20 protein-coding genes are annotated in these 26,555 nt (G+C 66.6%); 10 read left to right on the top strand and 10 right to left on the bottom strand.

Annotation, left to right across the window (positions count from 1 at the left end):
• Positions 1-5: 5 nt before the first annotated feature.
• Together M2390_RS00915 and M2390_RS00910 are read right to left on the bottom strand one after the other, a co-directional pair.
• Complete coding sequence (locus M2390_RS00915) at positions 6-1,343, bottom strand: hypothetical protein (protein ID WP_259176381.1); 1,338 nt, start codon at positions 1,341-1,343, stop codon at positions 6-8.
• Positions 1,340-2,482 (bottom strand): hypothetical protein, encoded by a 1,143-nt coding sequence (locus M2390_RS00910; RefSeq protein WP_259176379.1) that lies wholly within the window; start codon positions 2,480-2,482, stop codon positions 1,340-1,342. The genes M2390_RS00915 and M2390_RS00910 overlap by 4 nt, the downstream gene beginning before the upstream one ends.
• 146 nt (positions 2,483-2,628) lie before the next feature.
• Here M2390_RS00910 and M2390_RS00905 point away from each other — a divergent pair, with 146 nt between their 5' ends.
• Entirely contained in the window at positions 2,629-3,069 is a 441-nt protein-coding gene (locus M2390_RS00905; RefSeq protein ID WP_259176377.1) for a helix-turn-helix transcriptional regulator, read from the top strand.
• Between the two features lie 13 nt (positions 3,070-3,082).
• Positions 3,083-3,490, top strand: a complete 408-nt coding sequence (locus tag M2390_RS00900; RefSeq protein ID WP_259176376.1) for a VOC family protein — start codon at positions 3,083-3,085, stop codon at positions 3,488-3,490.
• Between the two features lie 139 nt (positions 3,491-3,629).
• On the opposite strand, the gene M2390_RS00895 is transcribed toward M2390_RS00900, so the two are convergent.
• Together M2390_RS00895 and M2390_RS00890 are read right to left on the bottom strand one after the other, a co-directional pair.
• The gene (locus tag M2390_RS00895; RefSeq protein ID WP_259176374.1) at positions 3,630-5,018 is read right to left on the bottom strand and encodes an MFS transporter; all 1,389 of its coding nucleotides are present in this window, start codon (positions 5,016-5,018) and stop codon (positions 3,630-3,632) included.
• A gap of 235 nt (positions 5,019-5,253) precedes the next feature.
• Positions 5,254-6,291 carry an LLM class flavin-dependent oxidoreductase gene (locus M2390_RS00890; protein WP_259176373.1) on the bottom strand — a complete coding sequence of 346 codons (1,038 nt, stop codon included), beginning with the start codon at positions 6,289-6,291 and terminating at the stop codon, positions 5,254-5,256.
• A 152-nt stretch (positions 6,292-6,443) separates the two neighbouring features.
• On the opposite strand from M2390_RS00890, the gene M2390_RS00885 reads away from it, so the two are divergent.
• The gene (locus M2390_RS00885; protein WP_259176371.1) at positions 6,444-7,856 is read left to right on the top strand and encodes an MFS transporter; all 1,413 of its coding nucleotides are present in this window, start codon (positions 6,444-6,446) and stop codon (positions 7,854-7,856) included.
• A gap of 33 nt (positions 7,857-7,889) precedes the next feature.
• Positions 7,890-8,924 carry a GNAT family N-acetyltransferase gene (locus M2390_RS00880; protein ID WP_259176370.1) on the top strand — a complete coding sequence of 345 codons (1,035 nt, stop codon included), beginning with the start codon at positions 7,890-7,892 and terminating at the stop codon, positions 8,922-8,924.
• 124 nt (positions 8,925-9,048) lie between these two features.
• Here the strand turns inward: M2390_RS00880 and M2390_RS00875 are convergent, their stop codons facing one another.
• The 4 genes from M2390_RS00875 to M2390_RS00860 all read right to left on the bottom strand — a co-directional run bounded on the left by M2390_RS00875 (position 9,049) and on the right by M2390_RS00860 (position 13,105).
• Positions 9,049-9,570: an adenine phosphoribosyltransferase gene (locus tag M2390_RS00875; RefSeq protein WP_121688300.1), complete on the bottom strand. Its 522-nt coding sequence runs from the start codon at positions 9,568-9,570 to the stop codon at positions 9,049-9,051.
• 5 nt (positions 9,571-9,575) lie between these two features.
• On the bottom strand, positions 9,576-9,944 hold the full coding sequence (locus tag M2390_RS00870) for an FKBP-type peptidyl-prolyl cis-trans isomerase (protein WP_121688301.1): 369 nt from the start codon (positions 9,942-9,944) through the stop codon (positions 9,576-9,578).
• Between the two features lie 61 nt (positions 9,945-10,005).
• Complete coding sequence (locus tag M2390_RS00865) at positions 10,006-11,448, bottom strand: aspartate ammonia-lyase (protein ID WP_259176368.1); 1,443 nt, start codon at positions 11,446-11,448, stop codon at positions 10,006-10,008.
• A gap of 214 nt (positions 11,449-11,662) precedes the next feature.
• A complete protein-coding gene (locus tag M2390_RS00860; RefSeq protein ID WP_259176365.1) occupies positions 11,663-13,105 on the bottom strand; it encodes an NCS2 family permease in 1,443 nt (480 codons plus the stop codon).
• Positions 13,106-13,206: 101 nt separating this feature from the next.
• Here M2390_RS00860 and M2390_RS00855 point away from each other — a divergent pair, with 101 nt between their 5' ends.
• On the top strand, positions 13,207-14,571 hold the full coding sequence (locus M2390_RS00855; protein WP_187976469.1) for a uracil-xanthine permease family protein: 1,365 nt from the start codon (positions 13,207-13,209) through the stop codon (positions 14,569-14,571).
• Between the two features lie 78 nt (positions 14,572-14,649).
• On the opposite strand, the gene M2390_RS00850 is transcribed toward M2390_RS00855, so the two are convergent.
• Positions 14,650-17,271 carry a glycoside hydrolase family 97 catalytic domain-containing protein gene (locus M2390_RS00850; RefSeq protein WP_259176363.1) on the bottom strand — a complete coding sequence of 874 codons (2,622 nt, stop codon included), beginning with the start codon at positions 17,269-17,271 and terminating at the stop codon, positions 14,650-14,652.
• A 90-nt stretch (positions 17,272-17,361) separates the two neighbouring features.
• A complete protein-coding gene (locus M2390_RS00845) occupies positions 17,362-19,575 on the bottom strand; it encodes an alpha-galactosidase (protein ID WP_259176361.1) in 2,214 nt (737 codons plus the stop codon).
• Positions 19,576-19,698: 123 nt separating this feature from the next.
• Here M2390_RS00845 and M2390_RS00840 point away from each other — a divergent pair, with 123 nt between their 5' ends.
• Genes M2390_RS00840 through M2390_RS00820 form a run of 5 tightly spaced genes read left to right on the top strand, consistent with a single transcriptional unit; the run spans position 19,699 to position 26,437 of the window.
• Positions 19,699-22,200 (top strand): glycoside hydrolase family 97 catalytic domain-containing protein, encoded by a 2,502-nt coding sequence (locus tag M2390_RS00840; RefSeq protein WP_259176359.1) that lies wholly within the window; start codon positions 19,699-19,701, stop codon positions 22,198-22,200.
• 59 nt (positions 22,201-22,259) lie between these two features.
• A complete protein-coding gene (locus M2390_RS00835) occupies positions 22,260-23,516 on the top strand; it encodes a sugar ABC transporter substrate-binding protein (RefSeq protein ID WP_259176358.1) in 1,257 nt (418 codons plus the stop codon).
• A complete protein-coding gene (locus tag M2390_RS00830) occupies positions 23,513-24,436 on the top strand; it encodes a carbohydrate ABC transporter permease (protein ID WP_051701446.1) in 924 nt (307 codons plus the stop codon). Before M2390_RS00835 ends, M2390_RS00830 begins: the two co-directional genes overlap by 4 nt.
• Positions 24,429-25,280 (top strand): carbohydrate ABC transporter permease, encoded by an 852-nt coding sequence (locus tag M2390_RS00825; RefSeq protein WP_187976475.1) that lies wholly within the window; start codon positions 24,429-24,431, stop codon positions 25,278-25,280. Before M2390_RS00830 ends, M2390_RS00825 begins: the two co-directional genes overlap by 8 nt.
• Positions 25,277-26,437, top strand: coding sequence for an ROK family protein (locus M2390_RS00820; protein WP_259176355.1), 1,161 nt, complete (start codon positions 25,277-25,279; stop codon positions 26,435-26,437). Before M2390_RS00825 ends, M2390_RS00820 begins: the two co-directional genes overlap by 4 nt.
• Positions 26,438-26,555 lie beyond the last annotated feature (118 nt).

Below are 26,555 nucleotides of genomic sequence, written 5' to 3'. Positions count from 1 at the left end.
GTGTTCTAGTCCTCCTGATGTTCCACGACCGTGCGCGGGATGGGTGAAAGATGGGGGCGGGACATCGCCACGGGCACGGCCTCGGCACCGAGTGTGGACACATAGTCCCAGAGGGTGGGGGCCGCATAGCCGTCGTCGATCAGGGCGTTGAGCATCCAGTCCTCGTCGCGCTCCCGTTCGATGATCGCGGTGTCGGCATCAACGATCGCCAGGCGAAAGCGGTCCAGGTCGTCACGCTCGGTCAGCAGGAACGTCGCGGCAATCAGGCCCTGTTCGGCCTGCGGAATCGGGCGCAGCAGCGCGCTGGTTGCCTCGATCGCCTTCACCTCGGTCTCGTCCCAGATCGGGCTGAGCCCATCGATCCGGGCCAGTCGCTCCGCGTGCAGCTCGGCGATCAGCGTCTCCGGCGCTGGGGAGGTCGGAATCCGCACGGACCCCTGGGCGTCTGACGGGCACAGCACCCAGCCCGAGGGCACAACCCTCAGGCCGAGACCGCGGCTGGCCAGTGCCCGCTCCACCGCGGTCAGGCTGGGCTCGTGTTCCAGAATCTCCGTGGCGCTCGCCACGCCGGCCGCATCAAAATACCCGGGCATCAGTGTTCGGACCACGGCGAGGGCGAGGTCTCGGTGCTGGATGATGAGCGGACGCACCCGAGGAAGGTGGGCAATCCGCTGCGCCTGAACCCCCGCTTGCGGATCCGTCCAGGCGTCCGACGACAGCTCGACCTGAAGTGGGATGAGGGCGCGGGCGGTGTCGACATCCACGGGCAGCACCGGCGAATCCTGTTCCCGCCCATCGTGGGCGCGCGGCGCAGCGAGCGAGGCAGGCCTCAGGAGTACCGGTTTTCCGGCACCATCGCGTCCAAATACCGGGTCGCCCAGGTTGTCGGTCAGTCGCCAGACCAGCTCCTGATAGGCGTCGAGCACGGAGTCTTCCTCCACGAAGGCCGCTTCCACCCGCACCGGACGTCGGCGTCCCTCGATCTCCAACCCGAGGAAGGTCCGCTCCTGGGCGAATCGAGACACCCAGATCACCCGCGTATCCACGTACACCCGGCGAATGTGCGAACGCCTAAACACCAAGACGCCCCAGATGTTCACCAGCACCACGTGAGAGCGGGTGATCCAGACCCCGCGAGCGAGCACCCACACTCCCGCGAGCACGCAGAGAATGGCCACCCAGTCGGGCAGGAACCAGGTTCCCCGCGGGACAACCACGAAGCTGATGATCAGCCCAAGCAGGGCCAGGGTGAGGAGAATTCGATAGAGGGCACCGGTGCCCTGGATGCGCACAACATGGGGAACGTAGCCGGGACCGCGCGGCGGTGCCGCGACGGGGCTCATCCGGATACTCCACCCGGGTGGGAGCCAACAGACGGTTCGGTGCCGCGAGACGCGGTGGTGTCGGCCGCGGTCTCCGCGTCTGGGTCGGTGCTCAGCGGGAGTCCGAGCGCTGCGCTCACCTCGTCCCGAATCCGCGCCGAGTGCGCGGGAAAGTGCGCGTGCCGCAGCAGGGTGATCGCGCGACCCGACCGGGTGATGGACAGGGTCTGTCCCCAGGGCAAATCAGAAGGTGCGATATCCACCCGGGTCGCCTCGCCAAAGCGAATGAGCGTGGGGAACCCCAGCCGGATCATCAGCACGGTGTCACCACGAACGAAGAGCCCGGTGGTAAAAAAGCGCACCACCAGGAAGATCGCGGGGGCAAACCACAACCAGGCAACGAAGAGTGTGGCACCGGGCGTCACCTCCCTGGTTGCGCTATCGGAAAGCGTCCCCCAGCCCAACAGGATCAGGAGTCCGGCCAGCGGTAGGGTTTGCAGGCCCGAGAGCGTGCCGGTTCCGCGCACCCGATGCCAGCGTGCCGGGCCGGCCGGACGGGGACGAACAAGCCTGCTCTCCGCGGCCCGAGGCCCATCCAGAACCCCGCGCACGTTTTGAGCCACCGCACGCTCGCGCACCGGATCGGGAAAACTCGCGATCAGCGGCGGTAGGTCGCACGCTTCGGCGAGAAAGAGGAGCGCCTCGGGGATTCGACGACCAAACAGGACGGTCCCCGCCATCGGCCGCGAGTTCTGCGCCGCCCCCAACCCAAATTCCAGCGCGGCCAGCCGCACGGAGGGCCCGCCGATCACCGACACCCGGGTGATATCGGTCCGAGCGACGCGTCGGGTGAGCCACCAGGAGCGCACCAGGACCAGGTCTCCGCTGACCCACACGCCACCGATCAGTGCACGCAGCACAAGGAGCAGCATGGCCACCCAGACCACACCGATCCAGTGGGTCCCGAGAAAGGCCAGCGGATTTCCGGGGTCCTCGGCGAAGAACCGGAGCAGCGCGCTCGCCCCGGTCAACGGGACAAACAGGAACGCAAGACACAGTCGGGCGGGATTCCCGGTTCCGGGAACGCGAACGCCCAGGCCCAACGGACCGCGCGGATACTCGGCCGTGGGTCGCCGAGTCGAAGCCGCCTGCTGTTGCATGCTCCGGTCCCCCACGATTCAGCCCACCATTTCCATCCGCGCCCGTGCGCGGGATAGCTGAATTTTGGCGGGAAGGGCCCTGCATCCGCAACCGAAACGCCCGGGTTTTTATGACGTTCGATATGTGGGCGTGCGAGGATGACGGTATGAGCGGCACACCCGAGGAGCAGAAGCGGCTGCGTGACATCGTCACGATGCGCCGGGTGCGCGACCGGATCGACCACGAGCACGCCCAGCCGCTCAACGTCGAGGAACTCGCCCGCGGCGAGCACATGTCCGCCGGTCACCTCAGCCGCGAGTTTCGCCGGGTGTACGGAGAATCGCCGTACTCGTACCTGATGACGCGGCGGATCGAACGGGCGATGACCCTGCTGCGGCGCGGGGATCAGAGCGTCACCGAAGTGTGCTTTGCCGTGGGATTTACGTCACTGGGAACCTTCAGCACCCGCTTCACCGAACTGGTCGGGGTGGCTCCCAGCGTGTATCGACGCGACCAGTCGCAGGCGGCCGCGGGCATCCCCCACTGCCTGGCCAAGCAGATCACCAGACCGGTCAGGAATCAAGAAGCGCGCGGTGAGAACGCCTAACTAGCATGGCGTTATGACCCTCACCATTCAGAACGCATTCCTGCCCCACACCGACGGCGAAGCCGCCCTCGGCTTCTACCGCGACCTCCTCGGTTTCGAGGTGCGTCAGGACGTCGGCTACAACGACCTGCGCTGGATCACCGTCGGACCGGTTGGCCAGCCCGGCACCTCGATCGTGCTGCACCCGCCCGTGGCCGACCCCGGCATCACCGAGGAGGAGCGCCGGGTGGTCTTGGAGCTCATCGCCAAGGGCGTGTATACCGCGATCACCCTGTCCAGCGATGATCTCGACGCGCTGTTCGAATGCCTCGCCGCCGCCGGGGCCGACGTCATTCAGGAGCCCACTGATCAGCCCTACGGGGTGCGGGATGCGGCGTTCCGTGACCCGGCCGGCAACCTCATCCGCATCAACCAGGCCTAACCACACGACGCCGCACAGCGCCCGCCCTGCCAGACCCGGCCGGCAACCTCATCCGCATCAACCAGGCCTAGGATCTAGGCATAAAAGCAGCCCGTTCCGAATCCCGGAACGGGCTGCTTTGCTGTGACGACGAGCCGCGCTAGGCGGTGGGTGCGGGAACCTGCGCGGGCTCCTCGGCAAAGTCATCGATCGACTGGCCACGACGATCATGCAGCTGGAAGGCGGCAATGGCCGCGATCACAAACGCGGTGGCCAGCACGATAAACACCGTGGGCAGACCTGCGGTCTTGGCGAGGGTCGGGACGATCAGCGGGGCGATGATCGAGGCGATCCGTCCGAAGCCCGCGGCCCAGCCCGCCCCGGTTCCGCGCAGCTTGGTCGGGTAGAGCTCCGGGGTGATCGCATACAGCGCACCCCAGGCACCGAGGTTGAAGAAGGACAGCAGCATCCCGGCGGCGATGATCTGCCATTCGACCGTGGCCAGACCGAACAGGGTCGCGGCGATGGCCGAACCGATCAGGAAGATCGCCAGGGTGCGGTTGCGGCCCCACTTCTCCACCAGGTAGGCCGAGGCCGCATACCCGGGCAGCTGGGCGAGGGTGATGATCAGCGTGTAGGTGAAGGACTGAACCAGCGAGAAACCTGAGTTCACCAGCAGCGTGGGGATCCAGACGAAGGCTCCGTAGTAGGAGAAGTTCACGCAGAACCAGACGGTCCAGAGGGCGATGGTCTGCCCGCGTCGAACCGGGGCAAACAGCGCCGCAAGTCGCTCTCGGGCGGGAACGGCAGGCTCCACGGTTGTGGTTTCGGCGGCATCGCTTTCGGCGGCGGTCGGCAACGCGTTCAGGTGCGGGGCGTCGATCCCCGCCGAACGCTCGAAGCGGCGCACGGTGTTCTCGGCCTGCAGGTTCTTGCCGCGGGACTGGAGGAAGCGCACGGATTCGGGCATTCCGAAGCGAATCACGGCCGCGTAGATTGCCGGGACCGCACCGATCAGCAGCGCCCAGCGCCAGCCGTCATCCCCGGCCTTGACCACGAAGTAGCCGATTACGGCGGCGGCGATCCACCCCACCGCCCAGAAGGCCTCCAGCAGCACGATGATGCGTCCGCGAATGCGCGGCGGGGCAAACTCACTCACCAGGGTCGAGGCAACCGGCAGCTCGGCACCGAGGCCGAGACCCACCAGGAAGCGCAGCGCGATCAGCGCACCCACCGACCACACCAGGGCCGAGGCACCGGTGGCCAGGCCGAAGATCAGCAGGGTGATCGCGAAGACCTGGCGTCGACCGAAACGGTCGGCCAGCAGCCCACCCACGCTGGCACCGATCGCCATGCCCAGGAACCCCACCGAGGCGATGATGCCCTGCTCACCGGATTCCAGCTTCCACTGCTGGGTGAGCGCGACGATCACAAACGAGAACAGTCCCACATCCATCGCGTCCAGAGCCCAGCCCACTCCCGATCCATAGAGGAGCTTGCGGTGTTCACGGGTAAAGGGGAGCGCATCGAGGCGGTCTAATCGAGTCATGCAGGCCATTTTGCTCGCATTTATGCGCGGTTTTTGGCGGTTTTCGCACGCAAAAACGGCCCCGCACCGAGTTAGTGTCACTCGGACCACAACGGGGCCGTTCCTCGCTTATCCCGCGAATTGCGGGCGATCACGCCGGCCGAGTGGTGACTTAGTGTCACCCCCAACCCAGTTAAAGTCATTTCAACAATAACTCGCGCCCATGCTCGCCTCGGCGTGTCGCGCGGGGTGTGCGCTAGCGATCCAGCAGACGATCCGCTAGCAGTTCGAGCGTGCGAATCCGCGCGGGGGCACTCTCGAGGTCGGTGGCCGAGTCCTCGGCGGTGGCCGGGGCGATCATGACCTCGTCCACGCCGAAGCGGTCGGCGAGGGCCTGGATGCGGGACGCTACGGTGTCGGCGTCGCCGATGATCCAGTTCTGACGCATGCCCTCGACCACGCTCTGCTCGATCGGATCGAGCTCCACGGCGATCGCCTCGTCACGTGTGAGCCCCTTGGTCATGGGCTTATTGGTGCGCATCCGCGCCATCATGATCATCTGCGACAGCGCGCGCTCCTCCGCCTCCTGGGCGGTATCGGCGGCCACCGCGGTCACGGTCATGAAGGTGCGCGGGGACTCCTCGGCACCGGGACGGAACTCGCTGCGGTACACCTGCATCGCCTGGTCCGGGACGGTTCCCCCGAAGTGGTTGGCAAACACGTAGGGCAGCCCCTGGGCGGCGGCCAGGCGCGCGGAGTAGTCGGAGGAGCCGAGCAGCCACAGGTCCGGGCTACTGGCAGCATCCGGGGTCGAACGCAGCCCGTACTCGCGACCGCTGGACAGGGACACCTCGATGCCGTCGCGCTCGAGTAGGCCCTGAATCTCCTGGATCGACCGCGGGAACGTGTTCACATCGCTGGTTGCACCCGAGCGGTTGAGCACGGCGGTGACCACCGGGTCGCTGCCGGGGGCGCGGCCGATGCCCAGGTCGATCCGGTTCGGATAGGCGGCCTCCAACAGGGCAAACTGCTCGGCCACCACGAGCGGTGCGTGGTTGGGCAGCATCACGCCGCCCGAGCCGACCCGGATGCGCTCGGTCTGCGCGGCGATCAGTCCGATCAGCACCGGCGGATTGGTGGATGCCACCGAGGGCATGTTGTGGTGTTCGGCCAGCCAGTAGCGGGTAAAGCCTGCGGCGTCGGCCCAGCGGGCCACCGATCCCGCGGCTCGAAGTGCCTGAGAGGTGGTCTGACCCGTGCGTACCGCCACCAGATCCAGAATTGAAAGTTTCACTGCCGTCCCTTCGTATGTGCGCGACCCTCGCGAACCACACCCTCGGTATAAGCCACATCGATCGCACGGAATTCCCCGCCGCCGAAAGTGGTCGTGATATCCACCGTGACACGCCACCGCGGTGTGTCCGGGCCGCGGACTAGGCTTACCCCATGCCCGCGGATCCACAGACCTCTCCCATCCCCCTGCCCACCGAGACCGGTCAGGATCCGCTGCCGCACACCCCCGGCTCCCCCAACGACCCCCACGAGGATGCCCCACATAAGCATCGCGGCATCTTCCTGGACCTGGAACCGCTGCGCTTCAGCCCGGCGTTCGCCCGGCTCTGGGCGGGCTCGGCGATCACCGCCATCGGCGGCCAGCTGACCATCGTCGCCGTGGGCCTGCACATCTTCGATCTGACCCACGACACCTTCGCGGTGGCTCTGGTGGGTGTGGTTGCGCTGGTCCCGATGATCATCTTTGGGCTCTACGGCGGCATGCTCGCCGACGCGGTAGACCGCCGCAAACTCGCGCTGGCCGCCGCCTCGGTGACCTGGGTGTCCACGGCGATCATCGCGATCCTCGCCTGGACCGGCTCGACCACCGTGTGGCCGCTGTACGTCCTCACCACCCTTAACGCGGTCTCCTCGACCGTGGTGGGCACCTCGCGGGCGGCGATCCTCCCCCGCATCCTGCCCGCCCGACTACTGCCCGCGGCCTCGGCGCTCGGCGGTATCTCGATGGGGGCCGCGGTGACCGTGGGTCCGATGCTCGCCGGTGTGCTCGTCGCGACCGTCGGAGTCCCGTGGACCTACACGCTGGACCTGGTGCTGTTCCTCGCCGCGTTCTGGGGCATTGCCTCGCTTCCGGCGATCGTGCCCGATGGGGCCTCCCGCAGGCTGCCGGGGCTGTCGAGCCTGGTAGACGGATGGAACTTCCTGCGTACGGCCCCCAACGTGCGCGCCTCGTTTGTGATCGACATCATCGCGATGACCTTCGGTCAGCCGCGCGTGATCTTCCCCGCGGTGGGCGCGTTCCTGCTGGGTGGCGGACCGATCACCGTGGGCGTGCTGACCGCGGCGTCCGCGGTGGGCACGCTGGTCAGCAGCGTGTTCTCGGGACCGCTGGGGCGCGTGCGCTATCAGGGGCGCGCGATCGCCTGGGCCGTGGCCGCCTACGGTGCCTGTATCGGCCTGTTCGGGCTGGTGCTCGGCGTGGTGACCTGGACCGGCAACGCGCGCGTGGGCGACCTGTTCGCGGATGCCTACATCCCGGGGCTGGTGCTCGCCGCGCTGGCGCTGGCCGGATCCGGTGCCGCCGACAACGTTTCGGCGATCTTCCGCAGCACCCTGCTCCAGTCGGCGGTGCCCGACGGGGTCCGGGGACGACTCCAGGGCCTGTTCACCGTGGTGGTGACCGGCGGTCCGCGCCTCGGCGACCTCTACATGGGCATCATGGCCTCGCTCCTGCTGGCCTGGGCCCCGCCACTGGTGGGCGGCGTGGTCATCATCGCGCTGGTCTATGTGCTGGTGGCCACCCAGCGGAGCTTCCGTCACTACGACGCGCTTCACCCCGTCCCCTAGCGTCTTTTACATAACGGGTGAAAGAATTGGGACATGACTACGGAAAGCATGCTCCCGTTGAACCAGCGGATCACCGCACCCACCCAGCTCTCGCTGCCCACCGGCTTCGAGGGCGTCACCTGGCGTCCGGCCACCAGTGCCGACCTGCCCGCGATCCTGGAACTTGATCGCGCCGTGGAGGCCGTGGACGATCCGCGCCACGTCACCACGTTGGAAGCCCTCACCGTGGACTTTGCCGCCTCGGGTTTTGATCCCGAACACGATTCCCTGCTCGCCGAAACCGCCGACGGCACCGTGATCGCCTACGGTACCTCCCACGCCGAGCCCGAAGCCAGCAGCGTGGTCAAGGCACATATCCCGGGATCAGTCCACCCCGACCACCGCGGCCGAGGACTCGGCACCGCGCTGCTCGACTGGCAGGAGGCTCGCGCCGCTCAGCACCTCGCGGCCTCCGAGCTGAGCGTGCCCGGATGGTTCTCCACCGGAGCCTCCGAACACGCGACGAGCCCGCGCGGTTTCCTCACCTCTCGCGGGTACGGGGAACGGCGCTGGTGGATGGAACTCACCCGGGATCTGGGCGCGCCCATCCCCGAGCTTCCGCTGCACGCGGATGTCCGACTGGAACCGCTGACCGATAATCTCTCCGAGGCCACCCGCCTGGCCTTCAACGATTCGTTCCGCGATCACTGGGGATCCCAGCCGACCAACCAAGAAGATTGGGAGAAGTACGGTTCAGTCTCGACGCTGCGCGGGGACCTGTCGGCGCTCGCGGTCACCCCCGAGAACGAGGTGGCCGCGCTGGTCATCGTCTCGGTGGATCCCGCCCAGTGGGAGGCCGCCGGGTACACCTACGGCTACATCGACCTGGTGGCGACCCGACGCGACTGGCGAGGCAAGGGCCTGGCCAAGTCGCTGCTGGCTCAGGTGCTGCGCAACCTGAAGGCCGAGGGCCTCGAACGAGCCGCCCTGGATGTGGATTCGGAGAGCCCCACCGGTGCCCTGCGCCTCTACCAGTCGGTCGGATTCGCCCCCGAGGCAAAATCGGTTTCGCTGGTGCGCGAGTTCTAGATCGGATCAGAAGGCGGCCCGGGTTCACTAAGAACCCGGGCCGCCGTGCTCTCCCCTCCCAATCGAGCACCACACACAAAACGAGCCCCGCCCGAAGGCGAGGCTCGTTTGGAGGGTGAAAACCCTATTCGCTCATGATCGCGTGCAGCGGGTAACCCGCCAGACGCTCCCGACCGGTCATATCGGCCAGTTCCAGCACCAGACCAAACCCGGCAACCACGTAGCCGGCGCGCTCAATCAGGCGGCCGGACGCGTGGCAGGAGCCACCGGTTGCGAGCACATCATCGAGGATGAGTACCCGGCTGCCCTCGGGCAGCTGCCCGGGGCGCAGTTCAAGCGACGCGGTGCCGTACTCCAGCTGGTAATCCTCACGGATCACCTCACCGGGCAGCTTGCCGGCCTTACGCACCGCAATCAGCGGGGTGTTGGTGGCGTAGGCAAGCGCCGAGGACAGCAGGAATCCGCGTGCTTCCACACCGGCTACCGCATCGAACTGGCCGGCAAAGTGCTCGGCAAACTCGTCGATGACCGCGCGGAACGCGTCCGCGTGGCTGAAGACCGGGGTGAGGTCACGAAACAGGATACCCGGCTTGGGAAAGTCGGGAATGGTGACGCTGTGCGCGAGCACCAGATCGGCGGCGGTCAAGGTGCTTACTTCACACCCAGCAGGTCGATCACGAAGATCAGGGTCTGGCCCGAGAGCTGGTGACCCGAACCGGCGGGGCCGTAGGCCAGGTGCGGCGGCACGGTCAGCTGGCGGCGTCCGCCAACCTTCATCCCGGGGATACCCTCCTGCCAACCCGAGATCAGGTTGCGCAGGGGGAAGTTGATGGACTGTCCACGGCTCCAGGAGGAGTCGAACTCTTCGCCGGACTCGAACGAGACGCCGAGGTAGTGGACGTCAACGGTCGAGGAGGCCTGAGCCTCGGCGCCGGTGCCGACCTCGAGGTCAACGATCTGCAGTTCGGTGGGGGCGGGACCGACGGGAGCGTCGATTTCAGGCTTGGTGTTGTTGGTCATGGGTTAATCAAACCGCGTCCGGCCGGGATTTCAAAACCCGAACCGGACGCGGCACATGAACTTAAGCGGTCGGCGAAATGATCGGGATCGCGCTGGTGATGGCCTCCATGCCCGAAAGACGCGCCGGAGCGATCTGCTTGGTGACCTCTTCACGGCTCATCAGACCCGCCTCGACCACCAGGTCCGCGACGTTGCGACCGGTCAGCAGAGCGGTCTTGGCCAGCGCCGCGGCGGCGGCATAACCGATGAACGGGGTCAGCGCGGTGACCACACCCACCGAGGTTCCCACCATGGTTTCCAGGCGCTCCTCGTTGGCGGTGATGCCGTCGATGCAGTTGATCCGCAGGGTGTTGCAGGCCTGTGCCATCCAGGTGATCGACTGCAGCAGCGAGTGCGCGATGACCGGCTCAAACGCGTTGAGCTGCAGCTGGCCGCCCTCCACCGCCATGGTGACTGTCATATCCGCGCCGACCACCGAGAACGCGACCTGGTTCACGACCTCGGGGATGACGGGGTTGACCTTGCCCGGCATGATCGAGGATCCCGCCTGACGCGCGGGCAGGTTAATCTCGCCAAGACCCGCCTGCGGACCCGAAGAGAGCAGGCGCAGGTCGTTGCAGATCTTGGAGAGCTTCACCGCCGAACGCTTAAGCGTGCCCGAGAAGGACATGAATCCACCCACATCCGAGGTGGACTCGACCAGGTCCGGGGCGGTGGAGAGCCCCAGGTCGGTGATCTCGTTGAGGTGACGCACCACCACGCCGGCGTAACGAGGATCCGCGGTGATACCGGTACCGATCGCGGTGGCCCCGAGGTTGATCTCGGCCAGCAGCGGCAGGGTTTCGCGCAGTCGGTCGTAGTCCTCGCCGAGGGTCGTGGCGAACCCGTGGAACTCCTGGCCCAGGGTCATCGGCACGGCGTCCTGCAGCTGGGTGCGACCCACCTTGAGCACGTGGTTGAACTCGCTCCCCTTGGCGGTGAAGGAGGCACGCAGCGCCTTGAGCTCGGTCAGCAGGGTCTGCAGTGAGAAGGCCAGAGCGATCTTGATCGAGGTCGGGTAGACGTCGTTGGTGGACTGGCTGCGGTTGGTGTGATCGATCGGCGAGAGGTAGGCGTAGTCGCCCTTCTCCCGGCCGGCCAGCTCGAGCGCGATGTTGGTGATGACCTCGTTCGCGTTCATGTTGGTGGAGGTGCCGGCACCGCCCTGGATCACACCCACGCAGAACTGGTCGTGGTACTCGCCATCGAGCACCTTCTGGCATGCACGTACGATCAGATCGCCCTTCTCGGCCGAGAGCGTGCCCAGCTCCACGTTGGCCCGAGCCGCCGCCTGCTTAACCGCCGCGAGACCGTTGACCAGGTCCGGATACACCGAGATGGGTCGCTTGGTGATCGCGAAGTTTTCCAGGGCCCGCGCGGTGTGGACACCCCAGTAGGCGTCGACCGGAATTTCAACCGAGCCGAGGGAGTCGGTTTCGGTGCGGGTGGCGTTGGTGGTGGTCATGTTGTTCCTTGCTCCATATCTGCGGGATACCGCGCGATAGTCACTGTGGCGTCGTTGCCCTCCGGTGAGGGAGAGGGTGATGGAACCAGCCTAGCCCGCGGAATCACCGGCTCGCCCGGTCCGACACGGAAAGACCCTGAACCCCCAGACAACATCCCGTTAAACACACACGGCGAGGAAACAAAGGTGTCCTCGCCGTGTGTGTTATTCGGATTTAGCCGATCAGGGCCTCGATCGGTCCGCGGGCGAAGAACACCACAAAGCCGGCCGCGACGATCCACAGCAGCGGGCTGATGGTACGAATCTTGCCCGCCAGGGCGTGCAGCACAACCCAGGAGACAAAGCCCACGCCGATACCGTTGGCGATCGAGTAGGTCATCGGCATCACGGTGATGGTCAGGAAGACCGGCAGCGCGACCGTGTACTCGGTCCAGTCGATCTCCTTGATCTGGCTGATCATCATGGCACCCACGATCACCAGCATGGCCGAGGCCACCTCGGAGGGCACCAGCTGGGTCAGCGGGGTGAAGAACACGGCCAGCAGGAAGAGCAGACCGGTGACCACGTTGGCCAGACCCGTGCGCGCACCCTCACCGATTCCGGCACCGGACTCCACAAACACGGTGTTGGAGGAACCCGAGGTCACACCACCGGCGATCGCTCCGACACCCTCAACCACCAGGGCCGACTTCAGACGCGGGAAGTTACCCTTCTCATCGGCCAGTCCGGCCTCCTTGGACAGACCGGTCATGGTGCCCATCGCGTCGAAGAAGTTCGAGAAGACCAGAGTGAAGACCACCATGATGCCGGCCAGGATGCCCAGGCGCTCGAAGCCGCCGAAGCTGAAGGCACCGATCAGGCTAAAGTCGGGCAGCGAGACCAGGCTGCCGGTGAACTCGGGCACGGTGAGGCCCCAGCCGCCGGGGTTCGGCTTGCCGTCCACGAAGGCCGGGCCGAGCTTGAAGATGGCCTCGGCGATGATTGCCAGGAGGGTGCTGACAACCAGGCCGATCAGCAGCGCGCCGCGCACCTTGCGGGCGACCAGGATTCCGGTCAGCAGCAGGGCGATGACAAACATGATGGTCGGAACGGTTGTGATCGAGCCGTCCTTGCCCAGGCCCACCGGGGGCGAACCCAGGCCGGTCGAGGTCACAAAGCCCGCGTTCACAAAACCGATGAACGCGATAAAGAGACCGATACCCACCGAGATGGCCACCTTGAGCTGCACCGGGACCGCGTCGAAGATCATCCGGCGCAGGCCGGTCACGGCCAGCAGCACGATGATTACACCATTGATGACCACGAGACCCATGGCCTCGGACCAGGTGACCTGGCCCACGACGCTCACGGCCAGGAACGAGTTGATGCCGAGGCCCGCGGCGAAGCCGAAGGGCAGGCGGGCCACCACACCAAAGAGGATGGTCATCACACCGGCGGTCAGGGCGGTGACCGCGCTGACCTGGGCGAAGTCCAGGGCCTTACCGGCGATATCGGGGTGACCGGAGAGAATAATCGGGTTCAGAACCACGATGTAGGCCATGGTGACAAAGGTCACCAGACCGCCGCGGATTTCCGCGCCGAAGGAGGAACCTCGCTTGGTTACCTCAAAAAACCTGTCGATCTTGCTCTTGACGCTGGATGCGTTCTCTGAGGCCACTGGCGGGCGCTCCTCTCAAAAAGTTTGTCTGTGAAATAGCATAGAGTGTTGCCAGGTCTGTTGACGACACGCGATACCCTACCCTCCCTGAAAGTGAATACATGGCCCTCCCTTGGACCCTGCATGGCGACGGAAAAACCGTTCAGCCCCGCGAAATTGTTGCCCCCGGCGAACGCCTGAGCTGGCCCCGCACCATCGGAATCGGTGCCCAGCACGTTATTGCAATGTTTGGTGCGACGTTCCTCGTCCCCGTGTTGACCGGGTTCCCGCCGAGCACCACCATCCTCTTCTCGGGTATCGGAACGATCCTGTTCCTGCTCATCACCAAGAACAAGCTGCCCAGCTACCTCGGCTCCTCGTTTGCATTTATCGCCCCGGTTCAGGCGGCGGTGGCCAGCCACGGCCAGGAGAGCGCACTGTTTGGCATCGTGGTGGTGGGTCTGACCCTGGCGCTGATCGGTCTGCTGGTCAACTGGACCGGTGTGGGCTGGATCAATAAGCTCATGCCGCCGGTTGTTGCCGGAACCATCGTCGCGCTGATCGGTTTCGCCCTGGGTCCGGCGGCCTGGATGAACGCCGAAAAGGCCCCGATCACCGCACTGGTCACCCTGTTCGCGGTGGTCCTCTCGACCGTGCTGTTCAAGGGCATCCTCGGTCGCCTCTCGATCTTCATCGGCGTGATCGTCGGCTACGTTTTCGCCGTGATCCGTGGCGAGGTCGACTTCAAGGCCGTGGGCGAGGCCGCCTGGATCGGCCTGCCCGACCTGCACCTGCCCGGCAACCCGTTCCTGGACTCCGGTCTGTGGACCGTCCTGCCCGCCTTCATCCCCGTGGTGCTCGTGCTGATCGCCGAGAACGTGGGCCACATCCGCGGCGTCGCCGAGATGGTGGACCAGCCCAAGCTCAACAAGCTCACCGGCCGCGCCCTCTTCGCCGACGGCCTGGCCACCATCGTTGCCGGTTCCGGCGGCGGTTCGGCCACCACCACCTACGGCGAGAACATCGGTGTGATGGCCGCAACCCGGATCTACTCGACCGCCGCCTACTGGGTGGCCGGTATCGTGGCGATCCTGCTGAGCCTCTCCCCCAAGATCGGCGCGATCATCACCACAATCCCCGCCGGTGTGCTCGGTGGTGTGACCACCGCGCTGTACGGTCTGATCGGTATCGTCGGTGTGAAGATCTGGCTGGACAATAAGGTCGACTTCTCGCTGCCCAAGAACCAGTTCACCGCGGCTACCGCGCTGATCGTGGCCGTGGGACAGTTTGTCTTCACCTTCGACGACATCTCGTTCAACTCGATCGCCCTGGGTGCGATCGCCGCCATCGTGATCTACCACGTGATGAACGTGCTGGGTCGCTGGCGCGGCACCGACGGTGAGGACGCCTCGCCGCTGATCGGTGGCACCGAGGCCCCGGCCGCCTCGGCCACCACCTCGGGCAAGGACGCGGGCACAGCCGCGTAACCCCACCCCGCCACACACAGGAACCCCCGCCGAGCTACTCGGCGGGGGTTCCCGTTTTCAGCGACGAACCGGATCGTGCTACTGGCGCACGTCCAGGCGTTCGAGTCCGGCAATCGCTCCGCCATCGGCACGCTGCACGCTCACCGCGTTGGTCCCGACACCGAGCGGCAGGTAAACGGTCTGCGTCCCCACGTGCCCGGCACCACCGGTCGCGGGCAGGGTGATCGGCACCACGGTCCCGTTCACCACCACCTTGGCCGAGGTCGCCGTGGCCGCCGAGTAGCGGATCTGCGCGGTCGTGGATCCGGCGTTGAGTGCGTTCACACTCGCGCTGCCCGAGGACAGCGCGTAACCGGACACGACGGTCACCCGATCAAAGTCCGGCGCATAGCCACCGACGGCACCGATCACCACGGTGTTGTTGCCGGCGTTCAGCTGAACCGGCACATCGACCGTGCGGACGATCTCCCATCCGCTCGGCTTGCCGTCGTTGCCCTTACCCGAGCGCGGCGGCGAGACCGTCTGCGCCGAGCCTGCGTTGACCTTCACGGTGAAGGAGCGCGGGTCCTCGGAGAGATACCCGACCCGCAGCGTGTAGGTTCCGGCCGTGGCAACCTGGAGGTTCGGGAAGCTCAGCGTCGCCGATCCCCCCATGCTGCCCACCTTGCTTCCACCCGAGCAGCCCGGGCAGGCGGCGATCTGGGCTCCGCCCGCACGCACAGCGGCAGATCCCTCGGCCTCGATCACGCGGTCGGCGGTCCCGAGCATCGCCAACGGGGTCTTGGACACGTGCACCGAGACGCCGCCGTGCAGGCGCAGCGGAATGCTCAGCGTGGTGCCCGCGGTCACCGTCTGGGTGCTCAGCGCGATGCTGCGGTCATCCGTGCCGTCGGCGAAGATGGTCGCGGTGTAGGATCCCGAGCCCAGGAAGCTCAGCGGGATCGTGGCGGTGCGGGCCTTATCGGTGACCGATCCGATGAACCAGTCGTCCCCGCTGCGTCGAGCCAGGGTCGCGTAGTCGCCGGGGAAGCCCTCGATCAGCTTGGTCTGGTCCCACACGCTGGGGATCGCGCGCAGCAGGTGACGGCCAACCCAGGTTTCATACGCGGCGTTGGAATCCGCATAGTGTGCCATCGCCGAGGCGGTCACCACGCCGAGTGCCAGCTGGTGGGCGTGGGTCGTGAGCAGGGATCCGATCGAGAAGGTGATCGGAGTCATGTCCATGCCGCCGATCACGTTACGGGTGAACGGGTAGGTGGCCGAGTCCTTGGCCGTGGGCGGGCGGCCATACTTGTACTGCTCGTTACCGAGCACGGCCTCGCTGGTGATGATCTGCGGATAGGTGCGGTTCTCCCCCGCCGGCTTGGTGGAGCCGTGGAAGTTCACCAGTACGTGGGCGGTCCCGGCGGCCTTCGAAATGCGATCGTAGAGCGCGATGGTTTCGGCTCGATCGGACTGCATGAAGTCGATCTTGACCCCGGAAACCCCGCGGTTCTTCACGTTCTGCATGACCTGGTTGACCTGGGCCTGGGTGAAGTAGCTACCGTCGGCGTTGGTGAAGTCGCCCTTGTGCATCCAGATGAAGATGCCCACGCCGCGCTCCTTGCCGTAGGCGGCCAGATACTCGACGTCGCCGTTGGTGTTGTTGTAACAGCAGTCCACGGTCACGTAGCGCACCCCGAGCTCCTCGGCGGAGTCGATATAGGACTGCTGGGACAGGCGCATGTTGTCACCCTCGCCCGCCTTTTCCTCATTCGACCACCAGGACCAGAGTGCGGCCCCCGGTTCAACCCAGGAGCTGTCGGTCCCGGCCGCCGGATCGGGGTTGAGGTCGGTGACCATCGAGCTCACGGTGACCTTTTCCAGCTGCGAGCTGGCGATCACCACGCGCCACGGGGTCTGCACCGCACCGTTTACGGGCACCGCCACGGCCGAGGCCGCGGTGTTAAACACGTTGTTGTCGGGTCCGGGGAGCTGGGCGTTCAGGGTGCGGTTGTTGTTGCCGTTCGCATCGAGTCGGATCGCCGGATAGAAGTCGTTGTTGTAGACGGCGGCCTCGGTGATCAGCGCCCAGGAGGCGTTATCGCGCAGGCTCGCCAGCACCGGCATGGAGAACTTCTTGGTGCCCATCTGGGTGGACGAGACATACGGGTAGCTGTCCTCGTAGTCCTTGGCCTCGCGGTAGGGACTGGCCCAGAGTCCGGTCCCCGCGGGGAGCGCAAACTTGGTGGCCTCACGAGTGAGCGTGGTCTGGCCCACGCCGGCGACCCGGTAGCGGAAGGCCACCCCGTCGTTCTGGGCGCGGGCGGTGATTTCCAGGGTGGCCGCGCCCTTGCGATAGGTCAGTGTCATCTCGTTGGCGTCCGAGGTGATCGGGCCGTTGGTTCGGGCCACCAGCGAGTACTCCTGGTGCACGGCACGGGTGGTCACCGAGTCAAAATTCAGTCCGGTGCTGAGGTCCGCGGCCGCGGTGACCAGGCCCAGCGCCGAGGAATCGATCACGCTCTGACCGTTCTGGGCGACGCTGTAGTTCAGCGCACCGCCGGTGGCCTCGGTGACCACGAGCGAGGTGTTGCCGTCCGGAGAGGTGACCGTATAGGCCCCTCCGACGGCGGCTGCGGGAAGCGATCCGAGCGGGATCGCGGCCCCCGCAAGCAGCAGTGCGCCGCTCGCGAGGGCAACAAGACGATGTTGTTTCATGCTTCCTCCTGTCGGTCGACGCGCCATCGCGTCGACACTCAGGAGTAAACCGAATTTAATTCACATCGTCAAGTAACAGTTTGATCTCGGTTAGGCGCGAACCAGGTCAAACAGCAGCGCGTTTCCCGGGTTGAGCAGGGGCAGCGGAACCCCCGTCACGCCCAGCACAAATCCCGAGAGGATCGGTGCCGACTCCCCCGTGGGCAACCACTCGGGATCCGCCACCTGATGCGCCTGCGCGGGCCCCACCTCGCGCCGAATCGCCACCCGATAGCGCGCCTCGGGATCCAGTCCCGGGAAGCGAACACGCGGGGTGTGGGCCACCGCACTGGTCGCAAAGCGCTCCCACGCATAGATCGCCCGCGACCCATCCGATGCGACAACCCCGTGCAGTGCGGCCCCCGCATCCAGCCCGTCGGCATGCACCGAGGTGCCCGCGTGCAGGACCGGGCGCAGCTCGCGATACAGCGCGGTCCAGGCAGTCAGCATCGCCCGCTCCTCGGGGGTGCAGGAGGTGATGTCCCATTCGATTCCGGCGTGACCAAACAGCGCGGCGATCAGCCGGTACGGCAGCGCGATCGAGCGGTGCGTGGTGTGCGCCTCCTCGGGCCCCACGTGCACCCCGATCACCTCGGGGGGCAGCAGCGCCGCGGTCCAGCGGTGGATCCAGCGTCGCTCGATCGGATCGTTGGTATCCGAGGCCCACACCCGCTGCGCACGGCCCATGATCCCCAGGTCCACCCGGGCCCCGCCGCTCGCGCAGGATTCCAGCTCCAGCTCGGGGAACTCGGCCCGCAGCTCGGCAAACATCCGGTACAGCGCCCGGGTCTGCTCGTGGACCCGGACGGTGCCGGTGGTGCGGTCGATCGCCGCGTGCAGCTCGCGGTTGTGATCCCACTTGATGAAGTTGATGCCGTACTCCCGCACCAGGGCCGAGATCCGGTCATAGATGAAGCGATAGGCCTCGGGATGCGCGATGTTCAGGACGTGCTGGTGACGCCAACTCCGGCCGAGCTGGCGGTCATCGGCGAGGATCCACTCGGGATGCGCGCGCGCCAGATCCGAGTCCAGGTTGATCATCTCGGGCTCAAACCACAACCCAAACTCCAGGCCCAGGCTGTGCACGTGCGCGGCGAGCTTCCCCAGCCCACCGGGCCAGATCCCCTCGTCCACAAACCAGTCGCCGAGGCCCGCGGTGTCGTCGCGTCGCCCGCGGAACCAGCCGTCATCCAGCACAAAACGCTCGACCCCGATCTCGGCCGCGGTATCGGCCAGGCGCGCCAGGGTCTCGAAGTTCTGGTCGAAGTAGACGGCCTCCCAGGTGTTGAGCACAAGCGGACGCGGCTTCTCCGGGTGCGCGGCCAGGGCGCGCGAATAGGCGTGGAAGCGGGCGCTGATACCGTCGATTCCCGCGTTTGACCAGGCAAAGAGCACCTCGGGCGACACGTAGCGCTCCCCCGCCCGCAGCCGGATTTCGCCCGGTTCCAGCAGCTCGCCGCCGCCGATCAGCGAGGTGAGGGTGCCGGCCCCCTCGGGCAGGCGATCCACGCGCTGTTCGAGGGATCCCGACCACGCCACGTGGGTGGCCCAGATCTCTCCGCTGCGGTTCTCGAAGCCCGGCGTGCCGAGCAGGGTGAGGTAGGCGGCGTCGTGTCCGGGGCGTCCTCGATGCGTGGCGCGCACGTGACCGCCGTCGCTCAGCGACGTGCGCTGCGGGCGGCGCTCCCCGCTCCAACGGCCGGTGAAGTCGAGGATTTCGCGGGCCCGCTCGGGCACCGGCAGCAGGGCGCGCACGGCCCCGAGCGCGAGGATCGAGTCCGCCGGGTCCTCGGCGAGCAAGCTCACCCCGCCCCCCGATCCAGCGCCGCCCAGCGGCGACTCCGCAGCGACCAGCTCGAAGCGCACGGCCAGCACCCCGGCCGGGCTCAGCTCGTAGTTCGCCACCACCTCCAGGCCGGTCGCCGCCTCACGCAGCCAGAATCGGGCCAACCGGGTATCGCTCTCCACGCGCAGCAGCTCAAACCGGGTCGCGCTGCGCCCGCCGCGAGCCGCCTCGATCCCCGGCACCCCGGACCAACCATCGGACTGGGCGGGCAGGATCCCGAGCCGCCGCGGCTGGTCGAAGGAACTGTTGACCACCGAGGGGAGCGCGGTCGCGCGCAGGTCCTCCAGGGCGTGGGCATCCCCGGCGGGAATGGCCTCCCCCCAGTGGATCACCGCGGGGAGCTCATCCCCCACCACGTCGAGGACCACGCTGACCCCGGCCGCGGACAGGTGAATGGGCGAAGCAGGTGTGTTGTTCATGCAGACTTCCTCATCTGGCACATCGTTCGTGCATACTTGACATCGTGAATTAATAATGTCTACACTCAACCAACAACGCAACCGTGTATTCCGGATTCCCCGCGAAAAGGACCCCGATCAACGATGATCACAAGCACCTCCCCTCTCCCCACCCCCGTCGCCGTCACCGAACTGGTCGAGGGTGACCTCACCGCGACCCTGACCCACGACGGGGAACGCCTGCTGCTGAGCGCGACCCACAACGGTGCCCCGGCAATCGACCCGATCGAACTGGGCATCACCGTCAACGGCGAGGCCCTCACCGGCACCGGCGAGATCACCGGCATCCACCAGGAGCGGATCGCCGAGACCTACACCGCCTATACAGGCAAGGCCACCGGGACCCGCACCGTGGACCACGCCGAGCGACACATCGAACTGCGCTCCCCGCGCGGCACCGAGTGGACCCTCATCCTGCGCCTGGGTCACGACGGCCTGGCCTTCCGCTACCAGATCGGCACCGCCGCCGCGGTTCCCGCCGACACCCTGACCCTGGGCACCGAGCTGACCCGGATCTCGCTCGAAAACGCCGAGCGCGCCTGGGTACTCGACTACCAGACCTGGTACGAAACCCCGCGGGTGGGCGTGGATCTCGCCGACCTCACTCCGGGAGACTATGGGTTCCCGCTGCTGGTCTCGCGCCCCGGAGGCGCACACGTCCTCTGGAGCGAATCCGACATCGACGCCACCAACTCGGGTGCCCACCCGGTGTTCACCCGCGAGGGCGGACCCGCTCTGCTGGTGACCCCGGCGGACCCCACACTCTCGATCCTGGCCGGACACCGCACCCCGTGGCGGGTCGCGATCATCGGATCCCTGGCCCGGGTTGTCGCCTCGACCCTGGTGGATGACCTCGCCCCCGCACCCAGCGGCCCGATCACCGCGCCGCGTCCGGGACGTGCAGCCTGGTCCTGGTGGTCAAGCCAGTACTCCGGTGCCTACCTCTCCGACCAGAAGCGCTTCACCGAGTACGCCGCCGAACAGGGGTGGGAGCACGTGCTGGTGGACTGCGGCTGGGACGAAACCTGGGTCCCCGAGCTGGTCGCCTTCGCCGCCGCCCGCGGCATCCAGGTGCACCTGTGGAGCTCCTGGTCCGACCTCGACGGTGCCGAGGCGCTGAGCAAGCTTGAGCGCTGGCGCAACTGGGGTGTGGCCGGAATCAAGGTGGACTTCATGGAGTCCGAGGGCAACCGCCGCTACCGCTGGTACGACGCGATCCTGCGCGAGAGCGCGCGGGTGGGCCTGATGGTGAACTTCCACGGCTCGGTGATTCCCCGCGGCTGGGCCAAGACCTACCCGCACGTGGTCTCCTATGAGGGCATTCGCGGGGCCGAGTACTACGTGTTCTACGGCAACCCGCTCTCGGCTTCACACAATGTGATCCAGCCCTTCACCCGCAATGTGGTCGGTGCGATGGACTACACCCCGGTCACCTTCAGCGCCCCCGAGCGCGAAACCAGCGACGGCCATGAGCTGGCCCTCGGGATCGTCTATGAGTCGGGGATCACCCACTTTGCCGATGATCCCGACCGTTACCGCGAGCGTCCGCTGGCTAACCGATTCCTGGCCGAGCTGCCGGCAACCTGGCACGAAACCCGACTGCTTGGCGGCGACCCCGACAGTCACGCGCTGATTGCCCGTCGCCACGGCGACGCCTGGTACCTGGGGGCGATCGCGACCGGTGCCGCGCGCACGCTGAGCCTGCCGATCGGTGAGCTGTCGGGCGCCGCGCTGGACATTTGGCTGGTCACCGACGGTCCCGACAACACCCTCGAGGAGACACTGCTGAGTGCCCACGGCGGCGAGGCGATCGAGGTCCCGGTCGCCACCAACGGCGGATTTGTGGCCATCGCGGTCCCCGCCGGTACCCCGCTGCTGCGGGCGAAGCCACGAGCGGTGCTTCCCGAACCGACCGTCGAACCCCGGGTTGCCGCCATCACCGCCGGCGGCACCGCAACCCTGCACACCGAGCCCGATGCCCGCATCCGCATCACCCCGGGCTGGTCGGCGCTGCCGGCGGGCGACAATGAGCACGCCTGGACCATCACCGCCCCCGCCGCGGCGAGCGCCGGAGACACCGGAATCGTGACCATCGAGCTGCCCGGGACCGACGGCGTCCCGCGCACCGCCCACGCCCGCTTTGTCCTGCCGTTTGGGGAGGGTGAGCACCCGCTCTCGGATGCACCCTTCCTCTTCTGCCACAACGAGGTCGGGCCGGTGGAACGCAACGAGTCCAACGGCGGGGGCGATCCCCACGATGGCACCACGCTGACCGTCGCCGGAACCAGTTATCCCTCGGGGCTCGGCGTCTCCCACAACTCCGCGGTCACCTTCTACCTGGGTGGTTCGGCCTCCACGCTGCGCACCGCGGTCGCCGTGGATGACGAAACCCCCGATGCCGCCGCCCAGGTTTCGATCGAGATCGACGGCACCGAGCACACCCGGCTCACCCTCCGCTCGGGTGAGGCACCCCACGACCTGGAGATTCCGGTTGTCGGTGCCCACACCCTCACCCTGCGCACCCAGCCCCTCGATGGAGCGGCCCCGGCCCACATCGACTGGCTGAACCCGCGCCTCCAGTCCTAACCCTTCCCCCAAGCGTTCCATCCATCCCGCCCCCGGGCGGAACTACGAAAGGAATACCCATGAAGAAGTGGCTTGGTACCACCGTCGCGATGCTCGCGGCCGGTGCCCTCCTGGCCGGGTGCTCATCGTCGAGCCCCGGATCTTCGAACGGCGACGAAGCCGTGACCCTTACCTACGGCGTCTGGTCGCAGGAGGATGCCATGCAGAAGATCGTGGACGCCTTCGAGGCGGACAACCCCAAGATCAAGGTCAAGCTGCAGGTCAACCCGTGGAATGAGTTCTGGACCAAGCTCCAGGTCAGCGCCCAGGGTGGCACCGCCCCCGACGCCTTCTGGATGCTCGGCGACCGCTTCCAGGTGTACGCATCCAACGATCAGCTCCTCCCGCTGGATGACGCGATCAAGGACGCGGGCATCGACACCTCGGTCTACCCCAAGGCCCTGGTGGACCTGTTCAACTACGACGGCAAGCAGTACGGCCTGCCCAAGGACTTTGACACCATCGGTCTCTGGTACAACAAGACCCTGTTTGATGCCGCCGGCGTCGCCTACCCCACCGACCAGTGGGAGTGGAAGGACGTTCAGGAAGCCGCGGCCAAGCTGACCGACCCGGCCACGGGCACGTTTGGTATCGCCGCCCCGCTAAACCGCCAGGAGGGCATCTACAACACCATCGCCCAGGCCGGTGGCGAGGTCATCTCGGCCGATGGAAAGAAGTCGGGCTACGACAGCCCCAAGACCCAGGAGGGCCTGCAGTACTGGGTCGACTTCGTGAAGAACGGCCAGTCCCCCACCCTCAAGCAGCTCGCCGACACCGAAGCCGTCGCCCAGTTCGAAAATGGCAAGGTCGCCATGTACTACGGCGGATCCTTCTACGCGAGCCGGTTCTACGAGGACGCGAAGCTGCGCGGCGAGATCGACGTGACCGTGCTGCCCAAGGGCGAGAAGCGCGCCACCGTGATCAACGGCATCCAGAACGTCGGCTACGGCAAGACCAAGCACCCCGAGGAGCTGAAGAAATTCCTGCTGTTCCTCGGTGGCGAGAAGGCCGCCAAGATCCAGGCCGACACCGGTGCCGCGATCCCCGCCTATGAGAACACCCAGCAGGCATGGATCGACTCGATGCCCGAGTTCGCGCTGAAGAACTTCATCGACCAGGTCCCCGACTCGGTGGTCTACCCGGTGTCCAAGAACACCCCCGCCTGGAACGAGCTTGAGGACAAGCTGCTCGCCCCGGCGTGGGAGCTGAGTGAGAGCGTGCCGGATGCGGCAAACGCCCTCGCCGAGGCCATGAACAAGGTTCTCGCCAAAGAATGACCAGCACACTGAGCGGGCGGGGCGCGAACACGCGTCCCGCCCGTCCGGCCCGGCGACGCGGTGCCGCGGTCGGCCTGCTCTTTATCGCTCCCGCGTTCATCGGGCTACTCGCCCTCTATCTGATCCCCCTGGTCCGCACGGTTGTCCTCAGCCTGATGGAGACCGGGCCCTTTGGTGGCGGTAAGTTTACCGGCCTGTCCAACTATGAGGCGCTGCTCGGTGACGAGGCCTTCTGGCATGCCCTGCGTAACAGCGCGATCTACACGGCGATCGTGCTGATCGGTATCCCGCTGGCGATCCTCGTCTCGGCACTGATCAACAACGCCCGGCGCGGCCGCGCGATCTACCGTGTCCTCTACTTCCTGCCAGTGGTCACCCTCCCCGTGGCCGTGGGTATGGTCTGGCGCTACATCTATAACGGCGACTTCGGTCTGCTCAACCAGTTTCTTGGTCTGTTCGGGATCGACGGGCCCAGCTGGGTTGCCGACCCGCAGGTCGCGATCTTTGCGGTCGCCATCGTGGGCATCTGGATGACCCTCGGCACCAACATCATCATCCTGGGCGCGGGGATGCAGGGCATCCCCGAGGAGCTCATGGAGGCATCCTCGCTGGATGGTGCCGGTCCGGTCCGCCAGTTCTTCGGCATCACGCTGCCGCTGCTGAGCCCCAGCATCTTCTTCGTCTCGGTACTCTCGGTGATCTCCTCGCTGCAGATGTTCGATCTGATCTACGTGATGATCGGCCGTGGATCCCCCGCCCTCGACGGTTCGAAAACCATCGTGTTCCTCTTCTATCAGAAGGCGTTTATCGAAAACGATCAGGGCTTTGGGGCCGCGATCGCGATCGTCTTGCTGATGATCATCATGGCGGCCACCGCCATCCAGTTCCGCCTTCAGCGCAGATGGGTCTTTTATGGGTGAGACAGTTTTGAGCCGCGGACGAGCCTCGCGCCGTCCGACGCAGTGGGTCACCCACACGGCGCTGATCCTCGGTGCCTTCGTGATGGTGGCCCCCTTCATCTGGCAGCTATTGACCAGCATGAAAACGATCCCCGAGTCGCGGGCGGTTCCGCCCACCCTGCTCCCGGGCACGTTCAATCTCTCCTCCTATGAGCGCTTCTTTGACATGGTGCCCTTCTGGGGCATGCTCGCGGTCTCCCTGGGCGCGCTGCTGCTGCGGGTGGCCGGGCAGCTGCTGATCTGTGCGCTGGCGGCCTACGGGTTTGCCCGCTTCGAGTTCCGCGGTCGCAACCTGCTGTTCGGGGCGTTCCTGATCATGCTGATGGCCCCGAGCCAGCTGTTCATCATCGCCCAGTTCGACCTGGTCAAGGGCCTGGGAATGCTCGATACTGTGCCCGCCATCGCGCTCCCCGGTATCTTCTCGGCGTTTGGTACGTTCCTGATGCGTCAGGCATTCCTGGCCATCCCGCGCGAGTTTGAGGAGGCCGCCCGCCTGGACGGTGCCGGATCCTGGCGGATCTTCTGGCAGATCATGCTTCCGATGACGGGCCCCACGCTTGCAGCCCTCACGGTGCTGACCTCGTTATACTCGTGGAACGACCTGCTCTGGCCGTTGATTGTCACCTCGTCGAAGGAAACCATGACGCTGCCCGTTGGACTCGCCGCCCTGCAGGGGCAGTACGGTACCGACTATCCCCTGTTGATGGCTGGATCCTTCATCGTCTCGCTGCCGCTGATCATCATCTTTGTGGCCCTCCAGCGCCAGTTCTTTGCCGGCATCGCGTCGAGCGGGCTCAAGGGATGACCGGCATCACGCAGATCCCGGTGTCCTCCCCGGCGGGCATTGCGGTCTTTGGACACATCCTCAGTCACGGTCCGGTCCCGCGGATCGACGTGGCCCGGGCCACCGGGCTCTCGCAGGCGGCGGTCACCAAGGCCGTGAGCGTGCTGATCGAGGACGGCTTCCTGGAGGACGAGGACTCCGCCGCTCCCCCGCGCGCCGAGGCGCTGCTGGGACGTCCGGCCAACCCGCTGCGGGTGCGCGCCGGACGGGCACAGGCCATCGGGGTCAAGGTCACCGCGGACCGGGTGTATGCGGTCCGCACCGACCTTATCGCGACCCCGTTGGCCGCGACCAGCCGCGCCAACCCCGGCACCACCCCCGAGGCCGTGCTTGAACAGATCGCCGCGGTGGTGGCCGAGCTCAGCACCGTGGGGACCCCGATCTCCGGGGTCGGGATCACCGTCTCGGGCGACGTGGATGCGCAGGCCGGCGTGGTCCGCGACTCCCCGCTGATGGGCTGGCGGGATGTCCCGGTTGCCGCGCTACTGGGTGAGCGACTCGGCCTGCCCATCGTCCTGGAAAACGACGTGCGTGCGCTGACCATCGCCGAGCAGATGTTCGGCCGTGGTGCCGGCACCCACTCGTTTGCGATGGTCACCATCGGTGCCGGCATCGGCTGTGGCATCTTTGTCAACGGCGCGGTGGTCGAGGGGGCCCACGGGGTCTCGGGCGAGATCGGGCACCTCCCACTCGCGCCCGGCAATCTGGTGTGCTCGTGCGGACGACGCGGGTGTGTGGAGACCATCGCGTCCTCGGCGGCGATCGTGACCGCCGTGCGTCGAGCCCTCGGCAATCACACCCTGGACATGCCCGCGGTGGTAGAACTGGCCCGAGCGGGCGATGTGGCCGCGCGGACCGCGTTTGCCGACGCCGGTGAGACCATCGGATCGGCGCTGGCCGCTCTGGTCAACCTGATCGGCCCGCAGCGCGTGATCATCGCCGGCGAGGCCGTGGGTGAGTACGACCTCTATGCCGAACGCATCCGGAAGGCCTTTGCCGAGCACGCGTTCGGGTCCGCCCTGAACTGCGAGATCATCGTGGCGTCCCACACGTTTGAGGAGTGGGCGCGCGGTGGTGCGGTGGCGGTGATTCGCGAGATCGCTCGCGGGCGCGGCTAAGACGTCCCATCAGAACGGGCCCGATCCTCTGCTGAGGATCGGGCCCGTTTTGCGTATCCCCGCCTAACGATCTCGGGGTGCCCGCCCGCAGGCGAGCACCCCGAGGCGCGCGTGACAC

The organism is Mycetocola sp. BIGb0189, assembly GCF_024810155.1.
Taxonomy (GTDB): domain Bacteria; phylum Actinomycetota; class Actinomycetes; order Actinomycetales; family Microbacteriaceae; genus Mycetocola; species Mycetocola lacteus.
The sequence above is the reverse complement of the archived record's forward strand: the minus strand, read 5'-3'. Positions and strand labels throughout refer to the sequence as shown.

Bases quoted from the DNA above. Each gene is read 5' to 3' on its own strand.
- M2390_RS00850 (WP_259176363.1), bottom strand. From the start codon at position 17,271: ATGAAACAACATCGTCTTGTTGCCCTCGCGAGCGGCGCACTGCTGCTT.
- M2390_RS00840 (WP_259176359.1), top strand. From the start codon at position 19,699: ATGATCACAAGCACCTCCCCTCTCCCCACCCCCGTCGCCGTCACCGAA.
- M2390_RS00830 (WP_051701446.1), top strand. From the start codon at position 23,513: ATGACCAGCACACTGAGCGGGCGGGGCGCGAACACGCGTCCCGCCCGT.
- M2390_RS00855 (WP_187976469.1), top strand. From the start codon at position 13,207: ATGGCCCTCCCTTGGACCCTGCATGGCGACGGAAAAACCGTTCAGCCC.
- M2390_RS00820 (WP_259176355.1), top strand. From the start codon at position 25,277: ATGACCGGCATCACGCAGATCCCGGTGTCCTCCCCGGCGGGCATTGCG.
- M2390_RS00835 (WP_259176358.1), top strand. From the start codon at position 22,260: ATGAAGAAGTGGCTTGGTACCACCGTCGCGATGCTCGCGGCCGGTGCC.
- M2390_RS00825 (WP_187976475.1), top strand. From the start codon at position 24,429: ATGGGTGAGACAGTTTTGAGCCGCGGACGAGCCTCGCGCCGTCCGACG.
- M2390_RS00900 (WP_259176376.1), top strand. From the start codon at position 3,083: ATGACCCTCACCATTCAGAACGCATTCCTGCCCCACACCGACGGCGAA.
- M2390_RS00845 (WP_259176361.1), bottom strand. From the start codon at position 19,575: ATGAACAACACACCTGCTTCGCCCATTCACCTGTCCGCGGCCGGGGTC.
- M2390_RS00905 (WP_259176377.1), top strand. From the start codon at position 2,629: ATGAGCGGCACACCCGAGGAGCAGAAGCGGCTGCGTGACATCGTCACG.
- M2390_RS00895 (WP_259176374.1), bottom strand. From the start codon at position 5,018: ATGACTCGATTAGACCGCCTCGATGCGCTCCCCTTTACCCGTGAACAC.
- M2390_RS00910 (WP_259176379.1), bottom strand. From the start codon at position 2,482: ATGCAACAGCAGGCGGCTTCGACTCGGCGACCCACGGCCGAGTATCCG.
- M2390_RS00865 (WP_259176368.1), bottom strand. From the start codon at position 11,448: ATGACCACCACCAACGCCACCCGCACCGAAACCGACTCCCTCGGCTCG.
- M2390_RS00885 (WP_259176371.1), top strand. From the start codon at position 6,444: ATGCCCGCGGATCCACAGACCTCTCCCATCCCCCTGCCCACCGAGACC.
- M2390_RS00870 (WP_121688301.1), bottom strand. From the start codon at position 9,944: ATGACCAACAACACCAAGCCTGAAATCGACGCTCCCGTCGGTCCCGCC.
- M2390_RS00915 (WP_259176381.1), bottom strand. From the start codon at position 1,343: ATGAGCCCCGTCGCGGCACCGCCGCGCGGTCCCGGCTACGTTCCCCAT.
- M2390_RS00880 (WP_259176370.1), top strand. From the start codon at position 7,890: ATGACTACGGAAAGCATGCTCCCGTTGAACCAGCGGATCACCGCACCC.